General features: G+C 36.0%; 17 protein-coding genes. 4 read left to right on the forward strand and 13 right to left on the reverse strand.

From position 1 onward, the window contains the following. Positions 1-22: 22 nt before the first annotated feature. Both BLQ19_RS19210 and BLQ19_RS19215 read left to right on the forward strand, forming a co-directional pair. Positions 23-694 (forward strand): RluA family pseudouridine synthase, encoded by a 672-nt coding sequence (locus BLQ19_RS19210; RefSeq protein ID WP_074539412.1) that lies wholly within the window; start codon positions 23-25, stop codon positions 692-694. A 115-nt stretch (positions 695-809) separates the two neighbouring features. After that, entirely contained in the window at positions 810-1,865 is a 1,056-nt protein-coding gene (locus BLQ19_RS19215; RefSeq protein WP_074539413.1) for a flavin-containing monooxygenase, read from the forward strand. 463 nt (positions 1,866-2,328) lie between these two features. Here the strand turns inward: BLQ19_RS19215 and BLQ19_RS19225 are convergent, their stop codons facing one another. The 13 genes from BLQ19_RS19225 to nagB form a co-directional block, all read right to left on the reverse strand. Beyond that, the gene (locus BLQ19_RS19225) at positions 2,329-4,170 is read right to left on the reverse strand and encodes a PLP-dependent aminotransferase family protein (protein ID WP_074539415.1); all 1,842 of its coding nucleotides are present in this window, start codon (positions 4,168-4,170) and stop codon (positions 2,329-2,331) included. 141 nt (positions 4,171-4,311) lie between these two features. Then, the gene (locus BLQ19_RS19230) at positions 4,312-5,040 is read right to left on the reverse strand and encodes an SIP domain-containing protein (RefSeq protein ID WP_074539416.1); all 729 of its coding nucleotides are present in this window, start codon (positions 5,038-5,040) and stop codon (positions 4,312-4,314) included. Between the two features lie 11 nt (positions 5,041-5,051). After that, positions 5,052-5,912 (reverse strand): SDR family oxidoreductase, encoded by an 861-nt coding sequence (locus BLQ19_RS19235; RefSeq protein WP_074539417.1) that lies wholly within the window; start codon positions 5,910-5,912, stop codon positions 5,052-5,054. A 27-nt stretch (positions 5,913-5,939) separates the two neighbouring features. Next, positions 5,940-6,560, reverse strand: coding sequence for a ferric reductase-like transmembrane domain-containing protein (locus tag BLQ19_RS19240; protein WP_074539418.1), 621 nt, complete (start codon positions 6,558-6,560; stop codon positions 5,940-5,942). 1 nt (position 6,561) lies between these two features. After that, entirely contained in the window at positions 6,562-6,759 is a 198-nt protein-coding gene (locus BLQ19_RS19245; RefSeq protein ID WP_024480448.1) for a hypothetical protein, read from the reverse strand. Between the two features lie 243 nt (positions 6,760-7,002). Further along, positions 7,003-8,910 (reverse strand): acetate--CoA ligase, encoded by a 1,908-nt coding sequence (acs, locus tag BLQ19_RS19250; RefSeq protein ID WP_024480449.1) that lies wholly within the window; start codon positions 8,908-8,910, stop codon positions 7,003-7,005. Between the two features lie 262 nt (positions 8,911-9,172). Beyond that, positions 9,173-10,249 (reverse strand): anhydro-N-acetylmuramic acid kinase, encoded by a 1,077-nt coding sequence (locus tag BLQ19_RS19255; RefSeq protein ID WP_074539419.1) that lies wholly within the window; start codon positions 10,247-10,249, stop codon positions 9,173-9,175. Between the two features lies 1 nt (position 10,250). Next, positions 10,251-11,825 carry a glycoside hydrolase family 3 protein gene (locus tag BLQ19_RS19260; RefSeq protein ID WP_074539420.1) on the reverse strand — a complete coding sequence of 525 codons (1,575 nt, stop codon included), beginning with the start codon at positions 11,823-11,825 and terminating at the stop codon, positions 10,251-10,253. After that, positions 11,818-13,092: an AmpG family muropeptide MFS transporter gene (locus BLQ19_RS19265; RefSeq protein ID WP_029448907.1), complete on the reverse strand. Its 1,275-nt coding sequence runs from the start codon at positions 13,090-13,092 to the stop codon at positions 11,818-11,820. Before BLQ19_RS19265 ends, BLQ19_RS19260 begins: the two co-directional genes overlap by 8 nt. Further along, the gene (locus BLQ19_RS19270; RefSeq protein WP_074539421.1) at positions 13,085-14,593 is read right to left on the reverse strand and encodes a glycoside hydrolase family 10-like protein; all 1,509 of its coding nucleotides are present in this window, start codon (positions 14,591-14,593) and stop codon (positions 13,085-13,087) included. The genes BLQ19_RS19265 and BLQ19_RS19270 overlap by 8 nt, the downstream gene beginning before the upstream one ends. Before the next feature lie 109 nt (positions 14,594-14,702). Then, positions 14,703-16,010: a RagB/SusD family nutrient uptake outer membrane protein gene (locus BLQ19_RS19275; RefSeq protein WP_074539422.1), complete on the reverse strand. Its 1,308-nt coding sequence runs from the start codon at positions 16,008-16,010 to the stop codon at positions 14,703-14,705. 11 nt (positions 16,011-16,021) lie between these two features. Then, positions 16,022-19,111: a SusC/RagA family TonB-linked outer membrane protein gene (locus BLQ19_RS19280; protein WP_074539423.1), complete on the reverse strand. Its 3,090-nt coding sequence runs from the start codon at positions 19,109-19,111 to the stop codon at positions 16,022-16,024. A 23-nt stretch (positions 19,112-19,134) separates the two neighbouring features. Next, positions 19,135-21,069, reverse strand: coding sequence for a glucosamine-6-phosphate deaminase (gene nagB / locus BLQ19_RS19285; RefSeq protein ID WP_302846557.1), 1,935 nt, complete (start codon positions 21,067-21,069; stop codon positions 19,135-19,137). Positions 21,070-21,237: 168 nt separating this feature from the next. On the opposite strand from nagB, the gene BLQ19_RS19290 reads away from it, so the two are divergent. Both BLQ19_RS19290 and murQ read left to right on the forward strand, forming a co-directional pair. Further along, positions 21,238-21,987 (forward strand): DeoR/GlpR family DNA-binding transcription regulator, encoded by a 750-nt coding sequence (locus BLQ19_RS19290; RefSeq protein ID WP_024480457.1) that lies wholly within the window; start codon positions 21,238-21,240, stop codon positions 21,985-21,987. A 4-nt stretch (positions 21,988-21,991) separates the two neighbouring features. Continuing rightward, positions 21,992-22,807 carry an N-acetylmuramic acid 6-phosphate etherase gene (gene murQ / locus BLQ19_RS19295; RefSeq protein ID WP_074539425.1) on the forward strand — a complete coding sequence of 272 codons (816 nt, stop codon included), beginning with the start codon at positions 21,992-21,994 and terminating at the stop codon, positions 22,805-22,807. Positions 22,808-23,400 lie beyond the last annotated feature (593 nt).

The following is a 23,400-nucleotide window of genomic DNA, read 5'->3' on the forward strand; positions in this document are numbered from 1 at the left end:
AAATTATCAAGTAATAATTAGCATGTCATTACCAAATTTAGAAGTAATAGAAGAGAACAACGATTATATTGTTGTGAATAAAGCGGCAGGGTACATCAGTGAAAAAAACCAGTATGAAAATAATACGATGGAAGATCAGGTTTTTGCGCACTTAGTGAAGCGTAAATCAAAACAGTATATAGGTGTCATTCATCGCTTAGATAGAGTTACCAGCGGGGTATTAATCTTCTCAAAGAAAAAAAAGGTCTTAGTGGCCTTTAATGAATTGTTTAGTAGCCGAAAAGTTCAGAAAACATATTTGGCAATTGTAAAAGATAAACCCGCAAAAGATACCGGTGTTTTGATCAATTTTTTAGTAAAAAACAACCTAGAAAAAAGGGCTGATATTGTCGCTGTAAAATCAAAACAGTCGCTAGATTGTAACCTTAGTTATAAACTTATGGCTAAAAACGACTTTGGTTATCTGTTAGAAGTAAAACCTAAAACAGGAAGGTTTCATCAAATTAGAGCACAATTAGCCCATCTTGGAATACCGATTATCGGCGATGAAAAATATGGATCAGATCAAACCTATTTTCCGCTATCGGTAGGACTTCATGCTTGGAAATTAACTTATCAAATAGAGGGCTCTAAGGAAACTAAAACCTTCGTAGCCTCTTTGCCAAATAATAAATTTTGGAATTTTGACATCTAAAATGTTCGTAGGTAGGTAGCGCTGTTGGTGCTCTTTTCTATTTTATAAGGACATTATACCTATAGATTTCATCTCAGTATGGTTACTTTTGCGGCTTAATTTGTAATAAGTTTTAATGGGTAATACTAAGTTAGATTATGTTGTAATAGGAGGAGCACAAGCAGGCTTGGCCATGGGGTACCATTTACAGCAAATAAACAAAAACTTTTTAGTGGTAGATGGTGAAGAAGAAATTGGAGCTTCTTGGCTAAATAGATGGGATTCTTTAAAACTATTTACATCTACAGAATACAATCACCTACCTGGGTTAAAATTTGATGCGCCCAAAGGCCATTACCCTACGAAATTTGAAGTGGCCAATTATTTTAAAACCTACGTAAAGAAATTCAATATTCCCGTACAATTAAACACCTTAATAACGGCGGTACGTAAGACCGATAAAGGTTTTTCTGTAGCACATAAAGATGGGGTTATTCAGGCCAATAATGTGATTATAGCCACAGGACCTTTTCATATTCCTTATACGCCCCCTTGTCATACCAAGGTTTCAGATCGAATTCTGCAAATGCACAGTAATTACTACAAAGAAGTGAGTCAATTACAAGAAGGAGATGCTTTAGTAGTGGGTGGTGGCGATTCTGGATATCAAATTTTAAACGAACTCTCTAAAGATAAAAGTAGAACGGTTTATTTTTCCGGAGATACTACCGTAAAATCAATTCCGCAGCAATTTCTAGGAAAAACAATATGGTGGTGGTTTACCTTCATTGGGTTCTTGAGTTATACTAAGTATAGTTGGATTGGAAAAAAAATTAATGCTTCTAAACAACCGGTTATCGGTACAGATGTAAAAGAAATTCTTTCAAGGGAAAATGTTATCCCAGTAGGGAGAACAAAAGATGCATTAAAAGAAGAAATTATTTTTGAATCTAAGAAAATTTCAAGTATTAAAAATATAATCTGGTCTACAGGGTACAGGCCCAATTTTAAATGGATAGAAGGCTTAGAATTAGATGCAAATAATTATCCTAAGAATTACAGGGGTGTAAGTAATATAGAGGGACTTTACTTTATTGGTCTGCCATGGATGTATACGCGTGGTTCTGCAACCTTAGGAGGTGTATCAAAAGATGCAATCTATCTAGCGAAGACTATAAGTGAACAATCTTAATGGTTTTTAGTTGCGAGTTATTTTCTTATTCCAATACATTAATGCAGCTAGTATTGCAGTAGGTATAATTACACAAATAACAACAGAGGCCTGTACATAATTTAGGCCCACTTGAGAAAAAGAATTTAGAAAATTAACAGACCCTTCAAATAACGTCGTAGCAAACTTCTCAAAATCAGGAATTACGAAAACAACAAATAATTGAAAGATGATAAACCCAATAAGCAATTATTTTGATTTAAGGATCTTACTGATAAGAAAGATGAAGAGCGTAGGGACTACCATATAATATACAATTATGTTTACCTCATGATAGGTAAGACCCGAGATTTCAGAAATCATTTTAAGATTTTATAGACGACTTGAAATATACGATCCATGGAATTTTGTATATGCTAGTAGTTTCTAAATAGTGATTTGTTAATAGGCACTAGGTTCTGTTATATTGCAAGTATTCGTAAGGCTATATACTTTTTACGAATTTTAAAAACACTTCTTTGTGACGTTGTAAATCTAAATCAGGAGAAAGAGACGCCCTAACAATGTAGTCTTTGTCCCCCTCTTTAGTAGTCCCTTGGGTAGAAGTAGCAGGTACAGTCCAATAACAACCTTTTAATTGTCCGTAGCTGACACAAAACTTACTTTCGTCAGGGATTTCGGTAATCATCAAATTGATTAATTTCAAATTTAACGCTCTCTTATAATCTTCCTTTTCTTTATCCGTAGTTCCTTTGGTAGGTAAGTCTAATGAAAAAACAGAAGGCGTAAACCCTTGGGCAGCTAATGCTTCTGAGACAAAATTTATTTTAGCGGCTGGTAAAGTCGTTTGTATAAAATTTACAAATTCGCGTGTATTTTTATAGGCAGCACTAATTCTTTGATTCATAGAAGGCAGCTGAGTAGCCAATAGTTTATATTGAAGTCGCGTGGCTTCATTATCACACAACATGAGATGTCTTTCTATTTTTTCAAGCAGCGCATCAGATTTGACGTTAGCTACGCAATAACCCGCCGTACATTGACCACCACTAGGAAATTTTGAGCCGCTAACATACGAAATGGTTCTAACAGAAGATAGAATTTTACCTTCTCCTAAGAAGAGCACATTCGGACAAAAAGTTTGATCTAAAATAAAAACGGGATCTATAGCAATGCCTCCAGTTGCGGTTTTGCGCTCCTTTGTTAAAACAGCCTTTAATTGTTGAAGATCAGGAACTTCTACTCTGGGGTTTGTAGGGATTTCTGCTATGATATAAGGTACTGCATCTTTTTTTGCAAGATCATCTAAAATAGCATCAATACTATGTATCATATTATGACCACCATCTACAGGTAAATCTACTACTTCAACATTGTCAAGACAAGCAGCAACACGCCTAGCTTGGTCATTTGTTCCGCCATAACAATTAGGTGGCACGATAAATTTGATCAGTTTTCCCGGGTGTTTGGCTTGGGCATCATCAACCAGCCCCATCATAATAGCATATTGAATGGAAAGCCCACTAGAGGCAACCAAGGCTTTAGAGGTAGTACCTGTAACGCTCGCAATTAATTGGAGAACTTCTGCTTTATTTTTAGCAACGATACTTGTACTATTTTCTAAGGGAGCTTTAGCGACCAGCGCCTTTAATGCTTTAAGAGAATTTGATGGCGTCATCGCAATAGTTTCTCTTCTTCTTACATGCTGTATGTCTGAAATATAAGCTTCATTTTTTTTGTCGTGTACTACGAGTATACTCCCCAGTTCTGCATGAAGACTAACAATGAAATCGATATTTGGATGGCTAATTGTTGTGCCTAATTCCTGCTCTGCCAGCAAGATTGTACTGCCTTCAAAAGCAGTTATTTCTGCTACAGTTTTAATGTTGGTGAACTCAAAAGTATATCCGTAAACATTTTTTATAAGCTCCGCATCAAAACAAGAGGGGAGTGCTCCTAAGAATACAATCCTAGTTTTTTTGTGTGCTAGTAGATTTTTTCTCAGAATGGCAAGTATTGGCATAGTCTTCGACGAAAAACTGATGACATTTTCTGATTTTAAATTGTGTAATTTGGCAATAGTCCATTCTAAAACACAAGATAATGGGTGTCCTAAACGGATGTAATCATAGGCCGTAGGTAATGCCTCTAAAGCAGAAGGACTTGCCATATTAGCTTGAAATAAGGCTTCAAATTGTATTAAAAATTCAGTTTTAGCCAATTTTTCGTCGTAGATATCTAATCGGTGCGTGGTTGTGGTCAACCATGCTTTTGGCATCTGTTCTAAAACCGCTTTTATAAATGTAACTACTTTCATGTCCTTCATAATGTATTCCTTCAGATGGCGCTCTAATTTACGTCAATTAGATGTATTATGGGGCCATTCTAAGAAGTTTTATGAGATGAGCTTCAGGACAAATACGGATAGCAAAGTGCAGAAAATTTCGTTTGATTCTTCGTATAAAGATTACTCCAATCCTTTTTTATCGGGATTCCAAAAAGGTTTTGTTTTTATCTGTTTTGGATTCCATCCTAGTTCATTTTTGAAGAAAGAATGTGCCGCAATGCAAACCCTACTATCACCAGCAATGTATACCATTTGATAGCCTTTTAGTGTAGGTGCTATGTCCTTAATTTTGGCAATAATTTCTTCAGTTGATACTTGCAGTAACTCTTGTACTTCAAAAGGATAGTTTCCGTCAATATCAGGAAAAAATTCATTTTTTGGGATGTTATATAGTATGCTAGCTATCTGTTTGTCTGCTCCAACAGCTCTATTAATCACATAGAGGTGAGAAAGTGCAGAAAGGTCTCCTATCAGAAGGTAACTATCGGCAGTAGCATCCGCTATAAAATTTCCTTTTTTTAACTTGTAATACACAGCATCTCCTTCTTGGCACTCTATAGCCCATTTACTTCCGATACCTCCACTATGGGTGGCAATTGCTAGGTCTAGATAGCCACTGGAGCTATTAATATTCCATATGCTATAGCTTCTAATTTTATCGTTCATGGACAATTCTTCTTTGCCAATGCCTATTCCTAACCGCAGGAAAGCGCCAGGGATAAAACTTATATTTTTAATGCTATCACTTTGAAGTCTAATTTTAAAAGCAGTCTTAGAAAGTGCAACTTTTTCTGTGATAATAGCTTCGTCTAATACTACGGTTTTTAAAATACGTTCTAAAATGCTCACGAGGATCTATTTTATTTTTGAGGGTGATTTTGCGAGTAGTTTTCTATCATTTTTAAGAGCGATTTATGGGATCTTCCAGCTGCTCTAACATAATCTGAAGGAACATCATTGGCGCCATTTCTTATGCCTTCATAAATACCTGCAATGACAGTTCCCATAAAATCTCCTAAAGCTTTTTTTCTTTCTTGTGCATACGCAGCAACAGATACAGCCGTGTAGGTTAGATGGGTGTGGTAAATGGTATTAATGGCTTCGGCAAGTTGTGTTTGTGTTACTGCTTCTCCAATAAGATTGTAAATCTGGCCATTGTGCTTTTCTTCCGTTAACATTTGGGCATATCCATACCCTAATTCTTCTCTACTTGTATAAGCACACTTGCCGTCTGCCGCGCAATTGCTTATTTCACCTTCTTTTAGGTAGGTTGGTAGATACTCTAAGTCGGGTTCAATGTATATTCCGTTTCTTCCAATCACCCAATGAAGTCCAGAGTTTTTAACGTCTTCTTCAGTCTGTCGATTACTTTGAACGACGGGACTGAAAGCATTTTTGTCTTCACTACCAATGATACTCGTATATACAATTTTTTGAACACCTTGAGTTTTTGCAGCTTCAATGACATTTTGATGTTGCGCTATTCTTTTCTGAGGCTCGTCCATTCCAGAAACTAGTAGTACGGTAGATACGCCTTGAAGGGCCTTATTAAAATCTTCTCTATTATTATAATCCCCTTTTCTAATTTCTACCCCTAAATGCTTCGCTTTTTCTGGGGTTCTTGCTATACCAATAACCTGATCTTTTCCTACTAATGCAATGAGATGATTTACTATGGAAGCACCTAATTGTCCGCTTGCTGAGGTAACTGCTATTTTCATATGATGTAATTTTATGTTTAAGTTACGCTATTCTAACCTTCTTTTTCTAAATGCTATAATTGATGCTTTGATAAGAGGTATTCGGAGTATAAAACCTAAGCCTACAATGATGGCGTAGATAATCCATGTTTTATCTAAAATAGCGACGTGTAAAATGCTTAATAGTACAATGATATATGCCAAACTCTGAAGCTTTTTCCATTTGCTTTTTAGCCGTCTCATAGCTTTTCTGTTTGAGGTAACTAAAAGAGGTACTAATAACAACACGGCTAGAAACCCCGCCATATAATTTACTTGTGTGAACGTTTCAAGAAACCCTTCCGCAGCACAAAAAATTATAAAATGAATAATACTCCAAATGGCCGTTGCAATACCCATGGCTTGTCGTACATAAAGATTGGTAACCCCAAATAGAATAAAAAATGGGGTGCAACTAAGTACGGCCGTCATCCATCGTATAGCAAATTCTCCAGAAATGTGATACAATAGTTCTATAGTGCTTTGGTCACTGTTTTCAGCGCTTTCTTTTAAGCTGACGGCAAAACCTGATGCGTATTCAACTTCTAAGAAATTTGCTAAAATAAATAAAGGGAGAATGGCTAAAACAGTTACGATAAACCAGCCATAGTTCTTTTTTATAAACCTCATTTTAATTTAAGGCCTTCAATTCTTGAACTTCTTTTTCTAAGGCTTCAGCTTTCTGTTTAAATTTTTCCATAGCTTTTTTAAGCTGACCAATTTTTTTTAAAGCCTCTTCATCCTGAACTGCAGAATACGTAATGTGACCGTCTTTTTCCTTTATTTTAGAAATGCTACCGCAAGTGGGGCATTTTGCTACATCGCTCATAAGTTATTTTTTAAACAAAGATCGCGATAGGTGCAAAGTTCTAAAAGGTAAAAGCTTGACTAAAAATGGTAAATATGACACCGCTATAATAAAGAAATGTTAACATTGATAAATCTTGTTTTTGCAGAAAAAAAAGATAAAACTTCAGCTGCACGGCATAAATTTTTGGCTATGCGCTTTATGTAACACATAGCCAAAAATATACTGGTATTTACTTGTTAATAGTTTTTTAAAAATTGTTCTTTAAACCACGTTGTCAATAATTTCTTGAACCACTTCTGGGTTTAGTAAGGTACTCGTGTCTCCTAAATTAGAAACATCATTGCTTGCAATCTTACGTAGAATACGACGCATAATTTTTCCGCTTCGAGTTTTTGGTAAACCGGAAACAAACTGAATCTTATCTAACTTAGCAATAGGACCAATATGTTCTGTGATTTGCTGGTTAATCTCGTTTCTTAAATTATCGCGATCTCTAGTTTCCCCAGTTTCTTTTAGAATAACATAACCGTAAAGGGCATTCCCTTTTACATCATGTGGGAAACCTACAATAGCAGATTCTGCTACCGCTGGATGCTCGTTTATAGCATCTTCAATTGGTGCTGTTCCTAGATTGTGTCCAGAAACAATAATAACATCATCTACACGCCCTGTAATTCGGTAATAACCTACAGCATCGCGTAGCGCACCATCGCCGGTAAAGTAATTATTTTTATAAGCCGTAAAATAAGTATCTCTATAGCGGTCGTGATCTCCCCAAATAGTTCTTGCCATTGAAGGCCAAGGGAATTTAATACACAACCTGCCCTCTACTTGGTTGCCCATGATCTCATGGCCTTCTTCATCCATTAATGCCGGTTGTATACCTATAAAAGGCAAGGTAGCATATGTAGGTGTAGTAGGGGTTACGTAGGGAATAGGAGTAATCATAATTCCCCCTGTTTCTGTTTGCCACCAAGTATCTACAATGGGACTTTTCTTTTTCCCTACGTTGTTATTATACCAATGCCAAGCTTCTTCATTTATAGGTTCTCCTACAGAGCCCAATACTTTTAAACTAGATAAATCATGATTTTCTACAAACTCTAGATTTTGTTTTGCTAAAGCGCGAATAGCAGTAGGAGCCGTGTAAAACTGATTAACTTTATGTTTTTCTATGACCTCCCAAAAACGACCAAAATCTGGATAGGAGGGTACCCCTTCAAACATGACCGTAGTGGCGCCATTGGCTAATGGGCCGTACACGATATAAGAGTGTCCCGTAATCCAACCGATATCTGCTGTACACCAATACACATCATTTTCGCGGTATTGAAAGACATTTTTAAAAGTGTAAGCGGTATAGACCATGTAGCCTCCCGTAGTATGTACCATCCCTTTAGGTCTCCCAGTAGAGCCAGAGGTGTATAATATAAATAATGGATCTTCAGCATCCATAATTTCGGGCACACAGTCGCCATAAGCGGCATCTAAAAGAGGTTGTAGCCATTCATCACGACCATTCTTCATTTCAATAGTACTCTTGGTGCGTTTTGCTACTAATACATGGGCTACACCAGGACATTCTTCTAAAGCTTTGTCTACGATTCCTTTTAAATCTATTGATTTATTCCCGCGATAAGAACCGTCTGAAGTAATTACTATTTTACAATCAGAATCATTTATTCTGGTAGCTAAAGCATTGGAAGAAAAGCCGGCAAACACGACAGAATGTATGGCGCCAATTCTTGCACATGCAAGAATAGTAACCGCTAATTCTGGAATCATAGGCAAGTACACACATACCCGATCTCCTTTTTGTATACCCTTTTCTTTCAATACATTGGCCATACGGCAAACCTTATCGTGTAATTGATAATAGCTAATATGCTGCGCTTCTTCCTCCGGGTTATTGGGTTCAAAAATAATGGCTGTTTTCTCTCCTCTTGTCGCCAAATGTCGGTCAATGCAATTCTCTGTAATGTTTAGTTGTGCCCCTTCAAACCATGTTACTTCTGGTTTAGAAAAATCCCAACTTAATACTTTGTCCCATTTTTTACGCCATAAAAAATGCTCTTCGGCTATTTCCTCCCAAAAAGCTTCAGGATTGCGGACAGATTTTCTATAGACTTGAAAATATTCTTCTAAATGTTTGATGTGATAATTACTCATTGCACTGCCTATTTTAATTTTTTATTACACTTTTGGGGTTTTCAGTCTTTGCGTATTTGTATGTTTTATGGTTAGGTCTGAACTATATGTTACAATGCCCGATAGTTTATGAACAGCTATTCAGCAAAAAAGTACCACTATAACCTTGGGGAGTTTTTTAAGTTATAAATTTAATTAATAAATGTATTTTAATGAAATTGAGCTTTAATTATTTATAAATATCTTAAGATATTAGTTTATATACATGATAATAGGCAAAATTTTAACTTGGTAGGTACATTACGCCACTACAAGAATCTTTTTTGGCTCCCGTCACAGAACACAATACATTCGTTTGTTTTTGGATACGAAGCACGCCCATTAAGGCAAAAATTAAGGCCTCTTTATAGGCTATAATTGTTTGTGAAGGGATAACGATTTCTACGGTATCACCTAGCTTTTCTTGTAGCTTTTCAATTAAAAAAGTGTTTAAAGCCCCCCCTCCAGTAACTAATAAAGTACTTTTTGGTTTCGTAGTATTTTGAAGGATATCTGCCGCAACTTTTTCGCAAACGTGTAGTACCGAGGTGTGCAGAATATTTTCAATTGTATCGTCTGTAGCATCTATAATAGGCTTTACTTTTTCAACAAACCATTCATACCCAATAGATTTTGGAAAAGGTAAATCATAAAATTCTAAACTATTAAGCGCTTTAAGCATTGGCTGGTTAACCTTGCCTTTTCTGGCTAATTTACCCCCGTCATCATATGCAAAACCAGCCTTTCTAGTGCGGTAGTTGAGTCCCATGTTGGCAAGGCCTATATCGTAGGCTACTCTTTTTTGATCAAGGTTAAAAGAAACATTACTAATGCCGCCAAGGTTTAAGCAAAAGTCATAAGCATGAAATAGTAATTGATCTCCAATAGGTACTAATGGTGCTCCTTGACCACCTAGCGCGACGTCATTTGTTCTAAAATCACATATAACTTCAATTCCACTTTCATTGGCAATATGCTGTCCAGATCCAATTTGATAGGTAAGTCCCCTTTGTGGTTGATGATGCGTCGTATGGCCATGGCTAGCAATATAATCTACCGCTAAATTACGTTCTTCAATAAAGGCTTTTGCTTGTTGGCCTAGCCAAGTACCGTAAGTGTTATGAAATTCTAATAGTTCTGTCGCAGGCAAGAAAATGGCATCTTTAAGTTTTAACTCCATTTCCGGAGTATACGGAACATTTTTAGTGGCCTGTATAACAAACTGCCAGGTATTATTTGCTTCCCAGATATGGCAATAGGCTAAGTCTAAACCGTCTAAAGAAGTGCCAGACATTACCCCTATAATTTTAAATATTTTCATCTTAAAGTTTGTTTTTAATGGCAACAGGTATTTTTCCTTCTGCGGTATGTTTTCCTAGAAAATGCTGCGCAGCATTTTCTTGAAACACCTCAAAATTTTGATAAGCAATTATTACAGCTTTTGCCTTTTCTATAGATATATGATTTAATACGTATGGATTTCCAAAAAGATAGAGTATTACATTTTTTGTTGCCATAAGTGTCTGTATAAGTGCAATATCTTCTTCAGTAAGATCAAATAAATTGGCAGGTTTCGCCTTTGGCGGATATAAGGCAATCAAAACATGATCATATGCAGATACTTGTGATGCATCTTGAATGCTTTCAATGGTATCAAAATTTAGTTCTTTAGCAATACTATTAAAGAAAGTATGTTTTGTTGCGCCCAATGCTATTCCGATGAATTTTTGTGATTTGAAATCAGCCAATCCGCCTTTGTAAAGCGTTAGGCTTTCTTTTGCAATTAACGCATTTAAAGGAGCAGCATCGGATAACTCGATCTTTTCACTGTTCTTCTTGATTGCTTTTTCTTTTAATGCCCAAATCCGCTTGAAACTTTCTTCAATTTGTACTGCGGTAGCATTTTGTAAAATGGTTTGTACCCCTGCGGTTACATTCTCTGAAAAACATAATACATCATTACCGGCATCAAAAGCTACCCATTCTAATGCTCCTTTGGTTGGGTAATTCATAGCTACAGCATGCATATTTAAGGCATCAGAAATAACAACCCCTTTAAATTTCATTTCACCCCGCAATAGATCTTTCAACATTTTTTTAGATAAACTAGAGGGGATCGTATCTCCATCTGCTAAAGCAGGAATAGATAAGTGCCCCGCCATAATACTATCTACCCCTTCATGAATCAATTGTTGAAAAGGAAACAATTCATTCTTTATGAGTTCTTCCTTAGATTTATCTATTAATGGCAACCCTAAGTGTGAATCTACAGCGGTATCACCATGGCCAGGAAAATGTTTGATGCAGGTAAGTACGCCCTCTATTTCTGTGCCTTTGATAAAAGCTGCTGCTTTTAAGGTTGCCAAAAATTTGTTCTCACCAAAAGAACGGTAACCAATAACAGGATTGTTGGCATTGTTATTAATATCTACTACGGGAGCTAAATTCCAATGGATTCCTGCGGCTTTGCAATCGTTAGCTATTTGTTTACCTAGTGTAAAAATTAAATCTTCATTATGTTGTAATGCACCTAAGGTAATGGCATAAGGATACTGCGGTGTATTTTCAATACGCATTGCCAAGCCCCACTCTGCATCTATGCTAATTAAAAGTGGATATTTTGCTATGTTTTGATAGCGTTGGATTAGTTTTTTTAAGGTTTGAAAGCTATTCTCATTGTAGACAATTTTTTTCTGTCCCTCAAAATTTGTTGCGGCACTAGCGCGACTATGAAAAAAGCATAAGCCTCCGATACCATCCTCTAAAATGCTTTTTTCTATTCGTTTAATTTCTTCTTCCGTGTCATTGATGAATGCAGCAGGCATAAAAAACTGCCCTACTTTTTCTGATATAGAAAGTGCTGTTGTAGCGTTGTGATAACTGATCATGTTATTCATGTTCTAAGGCATCTTTTTTTCCGAAATCTGCCGGATATTTTAAATATTTCAATAAAAATAAAGAGGGAAGCGCCGCTATGACTACCCAAATAAAGAATCCGCCGTAGCCAAGCCAACTTTGCATAAATCCGCTAATCATTCCAGGGAGCATCATTCCTAATGCCATAAATCCTGTTGCAATAGCATAGTGAGAGGTTTTAGATTTTCCGCTAGCGATATAAATTAAGTACATAAGAAAGGCTGCGAAACCAAATCCGTATCCAAATTTTTCCAATACAATGGTAGCAGATACGGCGACAATATTAGTGGTTTTTGTTACCGCAAGAATAGCGTAGAAAAAGTTAGGCACGTTTAAGGATAATACCATGGGGAGCATCCATTTTTTTAGCCCATCTTTAGAAATAAGTATTCCGCCTAAGATACCGCCCACCGTAAGGGCTACAACTCCAATGGTTCCTAAGACAATTCCTAGTTCTTTTGTAGTAAAGCCTAAGCCTCCTTTTTCAACAGTATCGAGTAGAAAAGGAGAAGACATTTTTACCAACTGTGATTCCCCCAATCGATAGGTAAGAATAAATGCCAAAGCAATACCTATTTGTGGTTTTTTAAAAAAGCTTTTGAAAATCTCTAGGAAACCTTCCGGTTTTTCAAGGTGCTCTTCTGTGGCCGATTCGTATTTGGGACTTGCAAAAAAGTTAGCAACTGTTAATGCAAGCATTAATACCGCTGTAGCGGTCATGGTTATACTCCAAGCTTTGGCAGAATCGCCATATTTTTCTTCTAAAAATCCTGCTCCAAAAACAATTAGTCCTTCTCCGGTAACCATCGCAAGGCGGTAAAAAGTACTTCTTAGACCAACAAAAAAGGATTGTTTTTTTTCGGTTAATCCCAACATATAGTACCCATCTGATGCTATATCATTAGTTGCTGATGCAAAAGCAGCCATCCAAAAACAGGCTAGGGTAGTGGTGAAAAACATATTGGTAGGAATACTTAGGCCTACACCGAAAAGTGCCAAGGCAATAAGCAATTGCATGCCTAGAAACCAATTTCGCTTAGTGCTTTTTAAATCGACTAACGGACTCCAGAATGGTTTTAAAACCCATGGAAGGTATAGTAAACTGGTATATAAACCAATATCTTCATTACTGACGCCTAACTTTTTGTACATGATGACAGAAACCGTTACCACTAAAACATAAGGTAACCCTTGTGTAAAATATAAAATAGGTACCCAAGCCCATGCTCCTTTGTCTTTTTTAATCATGCTGTATTGTTTGGTCTAAATTTAAAATAATAGGTAGTGATTCTTGTCCGAATTTATTGATAAAAACTAAAGCCGTTTTCTTTTTTATCAGGTTTTTAGGAAGCACTAAAGAATTTAAGGAAAGCGGAATTTTAGCACTGACTAACTTTGTTAATTTGATTATTGGATCTTTGGTTTTTTTAACGTCATACACCAAAGCATATCTATAGTCCTCTAAGTTACTGCAGTAAACGTTTGCAACAGCATTTTCAAGAACTATACGCTCTATTTTTGGAGTATTGATGGTACGGGTAATTTGGTTAGTTGTACTGGGATTTAAAGCGATCTGTTGGTAATATTTCTTTTTTAATATTTTCACAATATCCTCATGATCATTCATAAGGCTTTTTGCGCTGAAAAAGGCATTTCCTTGTATGTTTGTAGTTGCTCTACCTAGTTTAATTTGATTTGGGAGTTCTTTTTTATGATCCCATGCCTTATCACTGTTATTTCTTATTTTATAAGGACCGTTGCCCATGTATAGATTAGTATTTAGAGTGTTTTCTGCCCACCATTCCATAATTGTTTTGTGTGATGCTACAGGTAGACTTATGCTCCAATAAGCCTGTGGAATAATATAATCTGTCCAACCTTTTTGCATCCATAGTAATGGATCAGCGTAAAGGTCATCATATGTGGTTTGTCCTGCTTGAGTTTCAGATCCTCTGGGGTCTGTAGTGCTATTTTTCCATACACCAAATGGACTAACACCAAATTGTACCCAAGGTTTTTCTTTTTTTATAGCCAGATGAGCTTTTTGAATTAGAGAATCTATAGAGCTTCGTCTCCAATCCTCTAAAGTTTGTTGGGGCAGTTTGTAAGTGTTGAAAGTCTCTGTATCATCAAAAATTTCGTCGGCTATTTTATAAGGATAAAAATAATCATCAAAATGAATAGCATCTATAGTATAGTTTGTAACAATTTCTTGGATGATGGCAGTCATATGGTCTTGTACCTCAGGTATTCCTGGGTTGTAATAGTACTTCTTACCATATTTTAACATCCAATCCGGATGCAAAAAAAAGTCATGCTGTTTATCTAAAAGGTTGGTTTTCAAATCAAATGTTGCTCTGTATGGATTTAGCCAAGCGTGAAATTCCATACCTCTTTCATGTGTTTCAGCAATCATCCATGCTAAAATGTTTTCGTCGGTATTTGGTGCGAGACCTTGTTTTCCTGTTAAGTATGCAGACCAAGGAGCAAAATCAGAAGGATAAAAAGCATCTCCAGCAGTTCGTATTTGAACGATGGCCGCATTAAAATTAAGCTCATCGTAAAAGTCTAATATTTTTAGAAAATCTTCTTTTTTCTTCTCTATGGCATCAGTTCCATTTTTTGGCCAATCGATATTGACAACCGTAGCCACCCAAAAACCTCTAAATTCTTTCTCTGGTAATTTAGACTTGCGAGAAGCGCAGGAGGTAAGTAGTAAGAATAGTATTAATAATGCTATTTTATTCATTCCATGATTTATAAGCTAAGCTAAGGTATTCTAATTTTTTAAAAAACCCAGCACAACTAGGTTGTGACTGGGCATCTTTAAAAATCAACTCACAAAACACTAATTATTATTATGAAGTAGGATTATCTGGAGTGTTGGTATTATTATCTCTCTCAGAATTAGGATAAGGGTAATAGTCCCTATTGCGTTCTGCATCCGCAGCTGTAGCCCCAGGTCTATTAAACCTTCTCGAATCCTCTAAAGAAAGTCCAGTTAAATATAATTCTACTCTTCTATTTCTGTATATTTCGTCTAGTATGGCTTCTTTGGTCAATGCGCCTGCATATGCGGGTAGATTAGCTCCTAAGCCAAAAGCATCAGTAGCGGCAGTTTTTGTTAAAACTTTATTTAGCTCTATTACTGCATTGGTCAAATCATCTTCTCTAGCATAGGCTTCTGCTTTAATTAAGAGGATCTCTCCAGGAAGGTATACAGGAATTTCATCCAGGTTATTCAGAAAAAAGCCAACAGCTTGGTAATCTGGATTAGCCGCATTTAAGTCTTCGGCCGTAACATAAAAAGAGACACGTTCGTCATCATTATCCGGTAATAAATCGGAGGGTAAACCAAAGGTCAAATCTTTAGCCTGAGTAACATTTTGTGAGCCAAACCAAAATGCTAAGGGGTTGGGTACTGAAGCATCATACTCCCAAGTAGAGGATACTGTTAAATCTATTTCATTTGCAGCATCTATAGCAGCTAAATAAGCACCATTCATCAAATTAAAACGTGCTAACAATGCATTAACAGAATTCTCTAAATCTACAGAATCAAACACTCCTGCGGTAACCGAAGTTGATAAACCAGAATTTATGTAACTTTTTGCTTCAGTTAAATCTGCAATGGCGTTATCTAAAACAATAGTTTTAGTAGAAAAAGTACCATTTTCTATTATTTCCAAAGGAAACTGCTCAAAGTACTGTATTAAGGTTCCGTGAGATAATGCTCTGTAAAACAATCCATATGCTTTTAATGAGTTGGCAATTTGAGTATCATCAGTAGCTACGTCAGCCGCTTCAATTACGGTTGTAGCTTCTTTTCTGCAGAGCATGATATTGGTCCAAATGTTTATGAGTAGTTCATTACCTCCGTTTACATTATTCCCTCCTAAATCAATCTCAGCTTCTCCTAGGTTTCCTGGATTTAGTAATCGTAATTCCCCAGTGTTAAGCCCCGATATACTTGTGTAAGTATACACAGCTCCACTACGGTCAGAACTCCATCTTTTTTGAACACCATTCAGTAATTCGATTAAATTATCGGTATTATTTACCACATCAGGTTCTAGTGTAGAATTAGGATCTAAATACTCTGTATTACATGCCGATACACTAACTAGCAGTAGTATAAAAGTGATATGTTTTATTAAATTTTTCATGACTTATTGGTTTAAAAGTTAGTGCTAAGAGACAAAGAAAAAGTACTAGGAATTGGAACATTCCCGAAGTTTACAGATCTTAATAAATTAGATTGACCACCAGCATTAGTTTCAGGATCATAACTAAAGAAGTTATCAATAGAAATTAAGTTTCTACCAATAAGAGATACTTTTACATTTTTTAAGCTATCATTAAGAATAGATCCTAAATCGTAACTAATAGACACTTCTCTTAATTTTACAAAAGAACCATCTTCTATTCTAAATTCTTCAATAGGATAAATACCTGCGATATAGCCTCTAGGTAATTCTCCAGATAGCTCTTGTTGTGCTAAGCTTCCTAAGCCCACACCTTGTCTAGTTCTTTTATCAGCATCAAAAACATCAGAACCTTGAACAGATTCCCATAACATTGAGAATGAAAATTGCTTGTACGTTAAATCGGTTCCAATGCCTAAAATATAATCAGGATTAGGATCTCCAATAACTTTTCTAAGTACTTCACCTGTAGGTTGGCCGTTGGCGTCTCGTTGCGCTACTCCAGTAGCTAAATCACCACGTTCTACTTGTGGTACACCTTCTGGAGCTCCTGTTTTAGACGTCCCTGATAAAATTAAATTGCCACTTTCATCTTTTGCATAATAAGTGCCATAGAAAACACCAAGTGCTTCACCTTCTCTAACAATAGGCGTCGCTCCAGTAACACTTGCAACCGTAATATCTCCTCCAATCGTAGAAAGTACTTTGTTCTTGTTACTGCTGAAATTGAAATTTAAATCCCATTGTAAATGATCTGTTTTGATAGGAGTAATACTCGTGTAAAATTCAATACCGTTATTGCGCATAGTTCCTACATTCTCAGTTCTAGTTGAACCACCAATAGAAGGAGATAAGATTCTACTTACAATCAAATCTTCTATATTTTGTCTATAAAAGGTAAATAATACAGAGGCTCTATTATTAAAAAAACTAAGGTCTGTTCCTACTTCAAATTCTTTAGTTCTTTCTGGCTTTAAATTTTCATTTCCTAATCTGCTATTTTGCGCTAAAGTAGTTTCTCCAAGAAAGTCATTTGAACTATAACTTCCGAATCTTTCATAAGGTGATATAGCCGTTAGGTTACCAGCTTCACCGTATGATAGTCTTAATCTAGCTGAATTTACAGCACCCTCTGTATTCCAAAAAGGTTCTCTTGAAAGCACATAAGACCCCGATACTTTCGGGTAAAAATTGAAGCGGTTATCTTTATCAAAATTAGTAGCACCATCTACTCGTCCTGCTACGGTAAGGAATAATTTGTCATCATACGATACTGTTTCTTGTAAGTAGAAACCAAAGATGTCTAAATTGGTATCTATTGGTTGGGTTTGAAGATCAACAGTAGGAATGTTGTTTGCATCTAAATCGCGACCTTGAGTGGCATCAAACTCTAATTTACTTGCTTGAAAACTATAACCTGCAGTAGTATTTGAATTTAATTTTTCATTAAAATCAAAATCGTAGGTAGCATTAATATCGTAATTCCAGTTAAAGACTTTAGCTTCAGCAGTACTGATAAATCCTTGGTCAAAATAGGCAGGGTTCACATCGGCATATGGGTAGCTAGGAATATAGATATCTCCTTTTTGATTGTAGGTATCTATGCCTATAATTTGATCAATTGTAAAATTTTCAAAGGGCGTAATTTTTACGTGTGCATTTGGAATAAAGTGATTTACATTCTGCGTGATGTCAAAAGTTTCTATAATAGAAAGCGGATTAACTCTTGTAGGTTCTACGGCTAATAAGTTACCATTGCTATCTCTTTGTGTAATATCATAAATGTTATTTGTAATGTTCATAGCATTTATAGGACTCCAAAAAACGTTTCCATCTGGTTTTTCATCAGATCTACTATTAGCATAATACAAACCAACACCATAAGATAACCAATCTGTAACAGCATGATTAAAATTTACACGTGCAGAGAATCTGTTAAATTCTGTATTTTTAATGATTCCTTCATTACTTAAATAACCAACAGAAGCACTATAATTCATGGTGTCATTTCCGTCTCTCATGGAGAAATAATTATCCGTTCCTATCCCGGTCTGAAAAATTTCATCTTGGTAATCATAACGAGTTACATCAAATTTATTCGTGGATAAATTACTGTATGTCGTTAATTCTCCTGTGCCGGGGTCAAATCCAAAAATAGGCCATAAACGCCCTGATAAGGCGCTATTTGCTACTGTTTCAAACTGTTCTCCTTGTAAATTTAGATCTAATTTTTTTCTAAGGGTATTGACGCTAAAGGTAGATTTGTAAAATAGGTCTGGACCATCTTCAAAATTACCACCCTTCTTGGTGGTTATAACGACCACTCCGTTAGAGGCTCTTGAACCGTAAATAGCGGCGGCGGCAGCACCATTTAAAATATTGATATTTTCAATATCGTTTGGATTGATATCTACCATTCTATTTTGTCCAGGCTGAGCATCACCAGCACTAACATTTAGATTGGTAACATTAGTGGTTAAATTGCTCGTAATAACACCATCTATAACATATAAAGGTTCAGAAGATCCCTTAATAGTGCTAGGACCTCTTAATCGAATAGAAAAACCACCTGAAGGATCACCAGAATTTTGAGTGATTTGAGCTCCAGGAACTTTACCTTGTAGAGAAGATGTAATATTAACAGGAGCCGCTTTAACAAGTGCAACAGATTTTACGGTAGTAATAGCATTACCTAATTTTTTTCTTGATTGAGAAACGGAAGAACCAACAATAACTACTTCATCTAATGAGTTGGCATCTTCGGTCAAGACAATAATTAAGTTCTGGTTTAATCCCTTTAATGCTATTTCTTTGGATTTATAGCCAATGTAGCTCACGACTAAGGTTGTAGCAGTAGCATTTGGTATAGACAAGCTGAAATTACCATCAAAATCTGATACACCACCGATAGCGGTACCTTTAACTATAATACTTGCTCCCGGCAGCGGAACCCCATCGGAAGCATTTACTGTACCTGATACTACGGTAGTTTGCGCAAGCAGGCCTTGAGCAAATAAGAGCATCAGAAAAAATGAGAATACGAGTTGCATTTTTTTCATCATAAAAGTGAGTTAGTTAGTTAATATTAAAATTTATAGCGAACAAAGCTTTCCATGGCTTCATATTCTGCAAGGCCTAAGGCATTATATTTTCTTGCGGTTTCTTTATTTCTTTGTTCGGCACGTTGCCAGAATTCGCGTTCATCATTTCCAGGGAACATGGCTGCATCTTTTTGAGATTGATGTTTGAAAATGGCATTCTTTTTACGCTGCATGTCTTTGGGACCAATAGGAATAGTCATCTCCATATCAGCAATATCCCATTCTTGCCACGCTCCACGATATAACCACAGGAAACAATCGTTAATCCATTCTACTTTATCTTTCTTAAGTTGAGAAAGGGCTTCAAAAACAACCTTTAGACATACTCTATGTGTACCATGGGGATCAGATAAATCTCCAGCGGCAAAAACTTGAGTAGGCTTTATTTTATTTAGTAAATCGTAAGTTAGTTGAATGTCTTCTTGAGAATGTGGTTTTTTCTTTACGGTTCCTGTTTCGTAAAAGGGAAGATTTTGAAAATGTGCATTTTCTTCAAGAACACCACAGTATCTGCAAGCAGATAGTGCCTCACCTTTTCTAATGAGTCCTTTTATACGTTGTATTTCTGGGCTGTCAATTTCTCCTGGCTTTTTATTTTTTAGAAAGCCTCTTATTTTATCAAACTGTACTTGTAGTTCTTTGTTCTCTGGCTGTACTTCTAGGGCAAAATCAAGAAAACGAATTACTTCATCATCAAAAACAGCTATGTTTCCCGACGTTTGGTAGGCTACATGTACATGATGACCTTGATCGACCAAACGTAATAATGTTCCTCCCATAGAGATAACATCATCATCTGGGTGTGGACTGAAGATTAACGAAGTTTTTGGGTAAGGATCTTTACGTTCTGGTCTATTACTATCGTCAGCATTTGGTTTGCCACCAGGCCAACCGGTTATGGTGCTTTGTAAAGTGTTGAATACTTTTAGGTTAATATTTTCTGCGGAGCCTATATCAGCCACCAAACTTCCCATGCCGTGTTCACTATAATCTTCGTTGGTGAGTTTCAGGATAGCTTTGTCTAATTTCTCAGAAAGCCAGATGGTTGCTTTCTTAATTAAATCATCGGTCCATGTACACTCACTCACCAACCATGGATTGTGCATTCTGGTAAGTGCAGATGCTGCAGCGCTGTCTAAAATAAAATCACAATTACCGTGTTGCTGTAAGAATGTTGCAGGAATAGATTCTCTAATTTCTCCTTCCACAGCTTGCTTTATAATCTGTGCTTTTCCTTCTCCCCAGGCCATTAATATAATTCTTCTTGCGGCCATAATGGTACCCACACCCATAGTTATGGCTTTAGAAGGTACATTTTCTAACCCAAAAAAATCACTTGCAGCATCTAATAGAGTAACTCTATCTAATCTAACTACACGTGTTTTACTAGAGAGAGAGGAGCCCGGTTCATTAAATCCTATGTGTCCTGTTCTCCCAATTCCTAATATTTGAATATCTATTCCGCCAGATTTTTCGATTTTTTCTTCATAAGCTTCACAAAACGCTTTTACATTTTCTAAAGTTTTGGTTCCGTCTGGTATATGAACATTTTCTTTTTTAATATCAATATGATCAAATAAATGCTCATTCATGAAACGCACATAGCTGTGAATAGAATCTGCATGCATCGGGAAATACTCATCTAAATTAAACGTAATTACATTACTAAAACTCAGACCGTCTTCTTTGTGAGCTTGTACTAAGTAGTCATAAACTTTGGTAGGCGTAGAACCAGTAGCTAGTCCTAGTACAACAGTTTTGCCTTCTTTTTGCCTTTCTTTGATAAGATTGATAATCTCTTTGGAAACATATAAAGAGGCATCTTCAGAGCTGTCATGGATTATTGTATTGATTTTTTCAAATTTGATAAGGTCAGTATCTTTTTCGGGTGTTGCAGGCATAATTTGTCGGGCTTTAATTGTCTTTGTTAAAATATATTTTATTAGCGTGTCACCCAAAATTAAACAAAAAAATTGAATTTGCTGTTTTTTGCTGTTTTTTATTTTAAATTAATTTTAATTGCATAAAACAGCAAAATTGTATTTATATTTGTCGTATCTTTTCACAGATTAAAACCATTAATTAACATGTTAAAAGAAGAACGTCACAAGTTTATTCTTAATGAAGTAGCGCTGCACAATCGTGTGCTGCTTACAGATATTGCAGAACAATTAGGAGTCTCTATTGATACCATTCGAAGAGATGTAAAAGAACTAGATGCAGAGGAGCAGTTAAAAAAAGTTCATGGGGGCGCTATCGCATTGGGGTTTACTAATTATGCCACCACTAACAAAAATATTTATGCTCAAGAGGATAAAATAATAATAGCAAAAAAGGCCTTGTCCTTGATAAGTTCAGGAAGTACTATTCTTATTCATGGAGGAACTACTTGTTTGGAACTCGCTAAGGCTATCCCTAATAAATTAGAGCTTACGTGTTTTACTACAAGCCTCGCTGTAGCCATGGAACTGTTAACTAAGAAGGGGGTAGATGTATTATTTATCGGTGGAAGGTTATCAAAAGAATCTCAATTAGCTATTGGAGCGAGTGCTATTCATCAGTTATCGGAAATTACCTTAGATTATAGTTTTATTGGTACCGGTTATGTAGCTGTAGATTATGGTTTAACAGAATTTGACCTAGAAAGCGTGCAAGTAAAAAAAGCAATCATAAAAGCTTCAAAGAAAACTGTACTTTTGCTGATATCAGAAAAACTAAATTCTAAACATCGGTATAAAACGTGTGAGATTAATGCGATTAACACAATGATTACAGAGATTGACCCCAAACATACTTTATTAGACAATTTTAGAAAACAAGACATTCGTTTGTTATAAACCTATGAATTATAAAAAAATTACAGAAACAGCTTCAAATTATGATAATTTGGAGCAAATGGATACTCAATCATTATTAGAGAATATTAACCGAGAAGATCAAAAAGTAGCTGCTGCTGTTCATTTAGTTATTCCTGCAATAATCAAATTAGTAGATGAACTTGCCTTGCGTTTTGAAAAAGGTGGGCGCTTATTTTATATAGGAGCAGGTACCAGCGGAAGATTAGGGATATTGGATGCCTCAGAAATACCCCCAACATTTGGTATGCCCCATGAAAGGGTTGTGGGTATTATTGCGGGTGGTGATATTGCTATTCGTAAAGCCGTAGAAAATGCGGAAGATAATGCAGAGCAAGCATGGTTAGACCTTAAAGAACATGAAATTACGAAAGACGATGTTTTAGTAGGTATTGCAGCCTCAGGAACTACACCCTATGTTATAGGTGGTATTTATGAAGCCAGAGCTAATGGTATCTTGACCGCTTGTATAACAAACAATCCAGGTTCTCCCTTAGTGGAAGCGGCAGAAATTCCTATAGCGGTTAATGTTGGGCCAGAGTTTGTAACGGGAAGTACCCGAATGAAAAGTGGTACCTCTCAGAAATTAGTGCTAAATATGATTTCTACAGCATTGATGATTAAAATTGGTCGAGTGCGTGGAAATAAAATGGTAAACATGCAACTAAGTAATGACAAGCTAGTAGATAGAGGTACAAGATACCTAGTGGAAGCATTAGCTATTTCATATGAGGAAGCAGAAAAACTACTTAAAATACATGGCTCTGTTCATGATGCTACAGAGGCTTATAAAGTAAAATAATTTACGTGAATTGCTGTATTTCAGGTGCAGAGATTAAAATCCTTAAGTTATTTCATAGACGTTCATAAAGTTGTTTTATTATATTTGATAAAACATGTTTATGAACGTTTTTTGTTTGTAACTCTTCTTCCAATATCCTAATTATCTATTCAAAGCTTCTTACCCTACAAGTAGCTGTCTTTCGTGTCTATTAGCACAGTCATTTTCATAATCAGGACATCTAGTTATCCTAATGGACCAAGCTAAATAGTGTAGAAAATTTCATTTTTTAAGATTTTGAACTTAAAAAGTCCTTTTGAACGTACTAAACGGTTTATCTACCGCTAGCGAGTGCTAGTCTACCCAATGAAATAAGTGTTTCATCGATAAACGACCTTAGCTGCTGCATAGGTTTTTTTCGATTTTAGGCCTTGTTTACTGGCTTTGTAGCATACTGATACGTAGCGTTACATCGATAAAATAGCATTGAATAATACTATTTTTCATACCTTGGCGTTTAAGCTATATATAAGGAATTAAAGTTCATTTTAAAGAAAAACAGAAATATTAAGTATAAACTATTACACATACGATTATTGTTGATCCCAAGTCTT

It is taken from the genome of Cellulophaga baltica, from assembly GCF_900102165.1.
GTDB lineage: Bacteria > Bacteroidota > Bacteroidia > Flavobacteriales > Flavobacteriaceae > Cellulophaga > Cellulophaga baltica.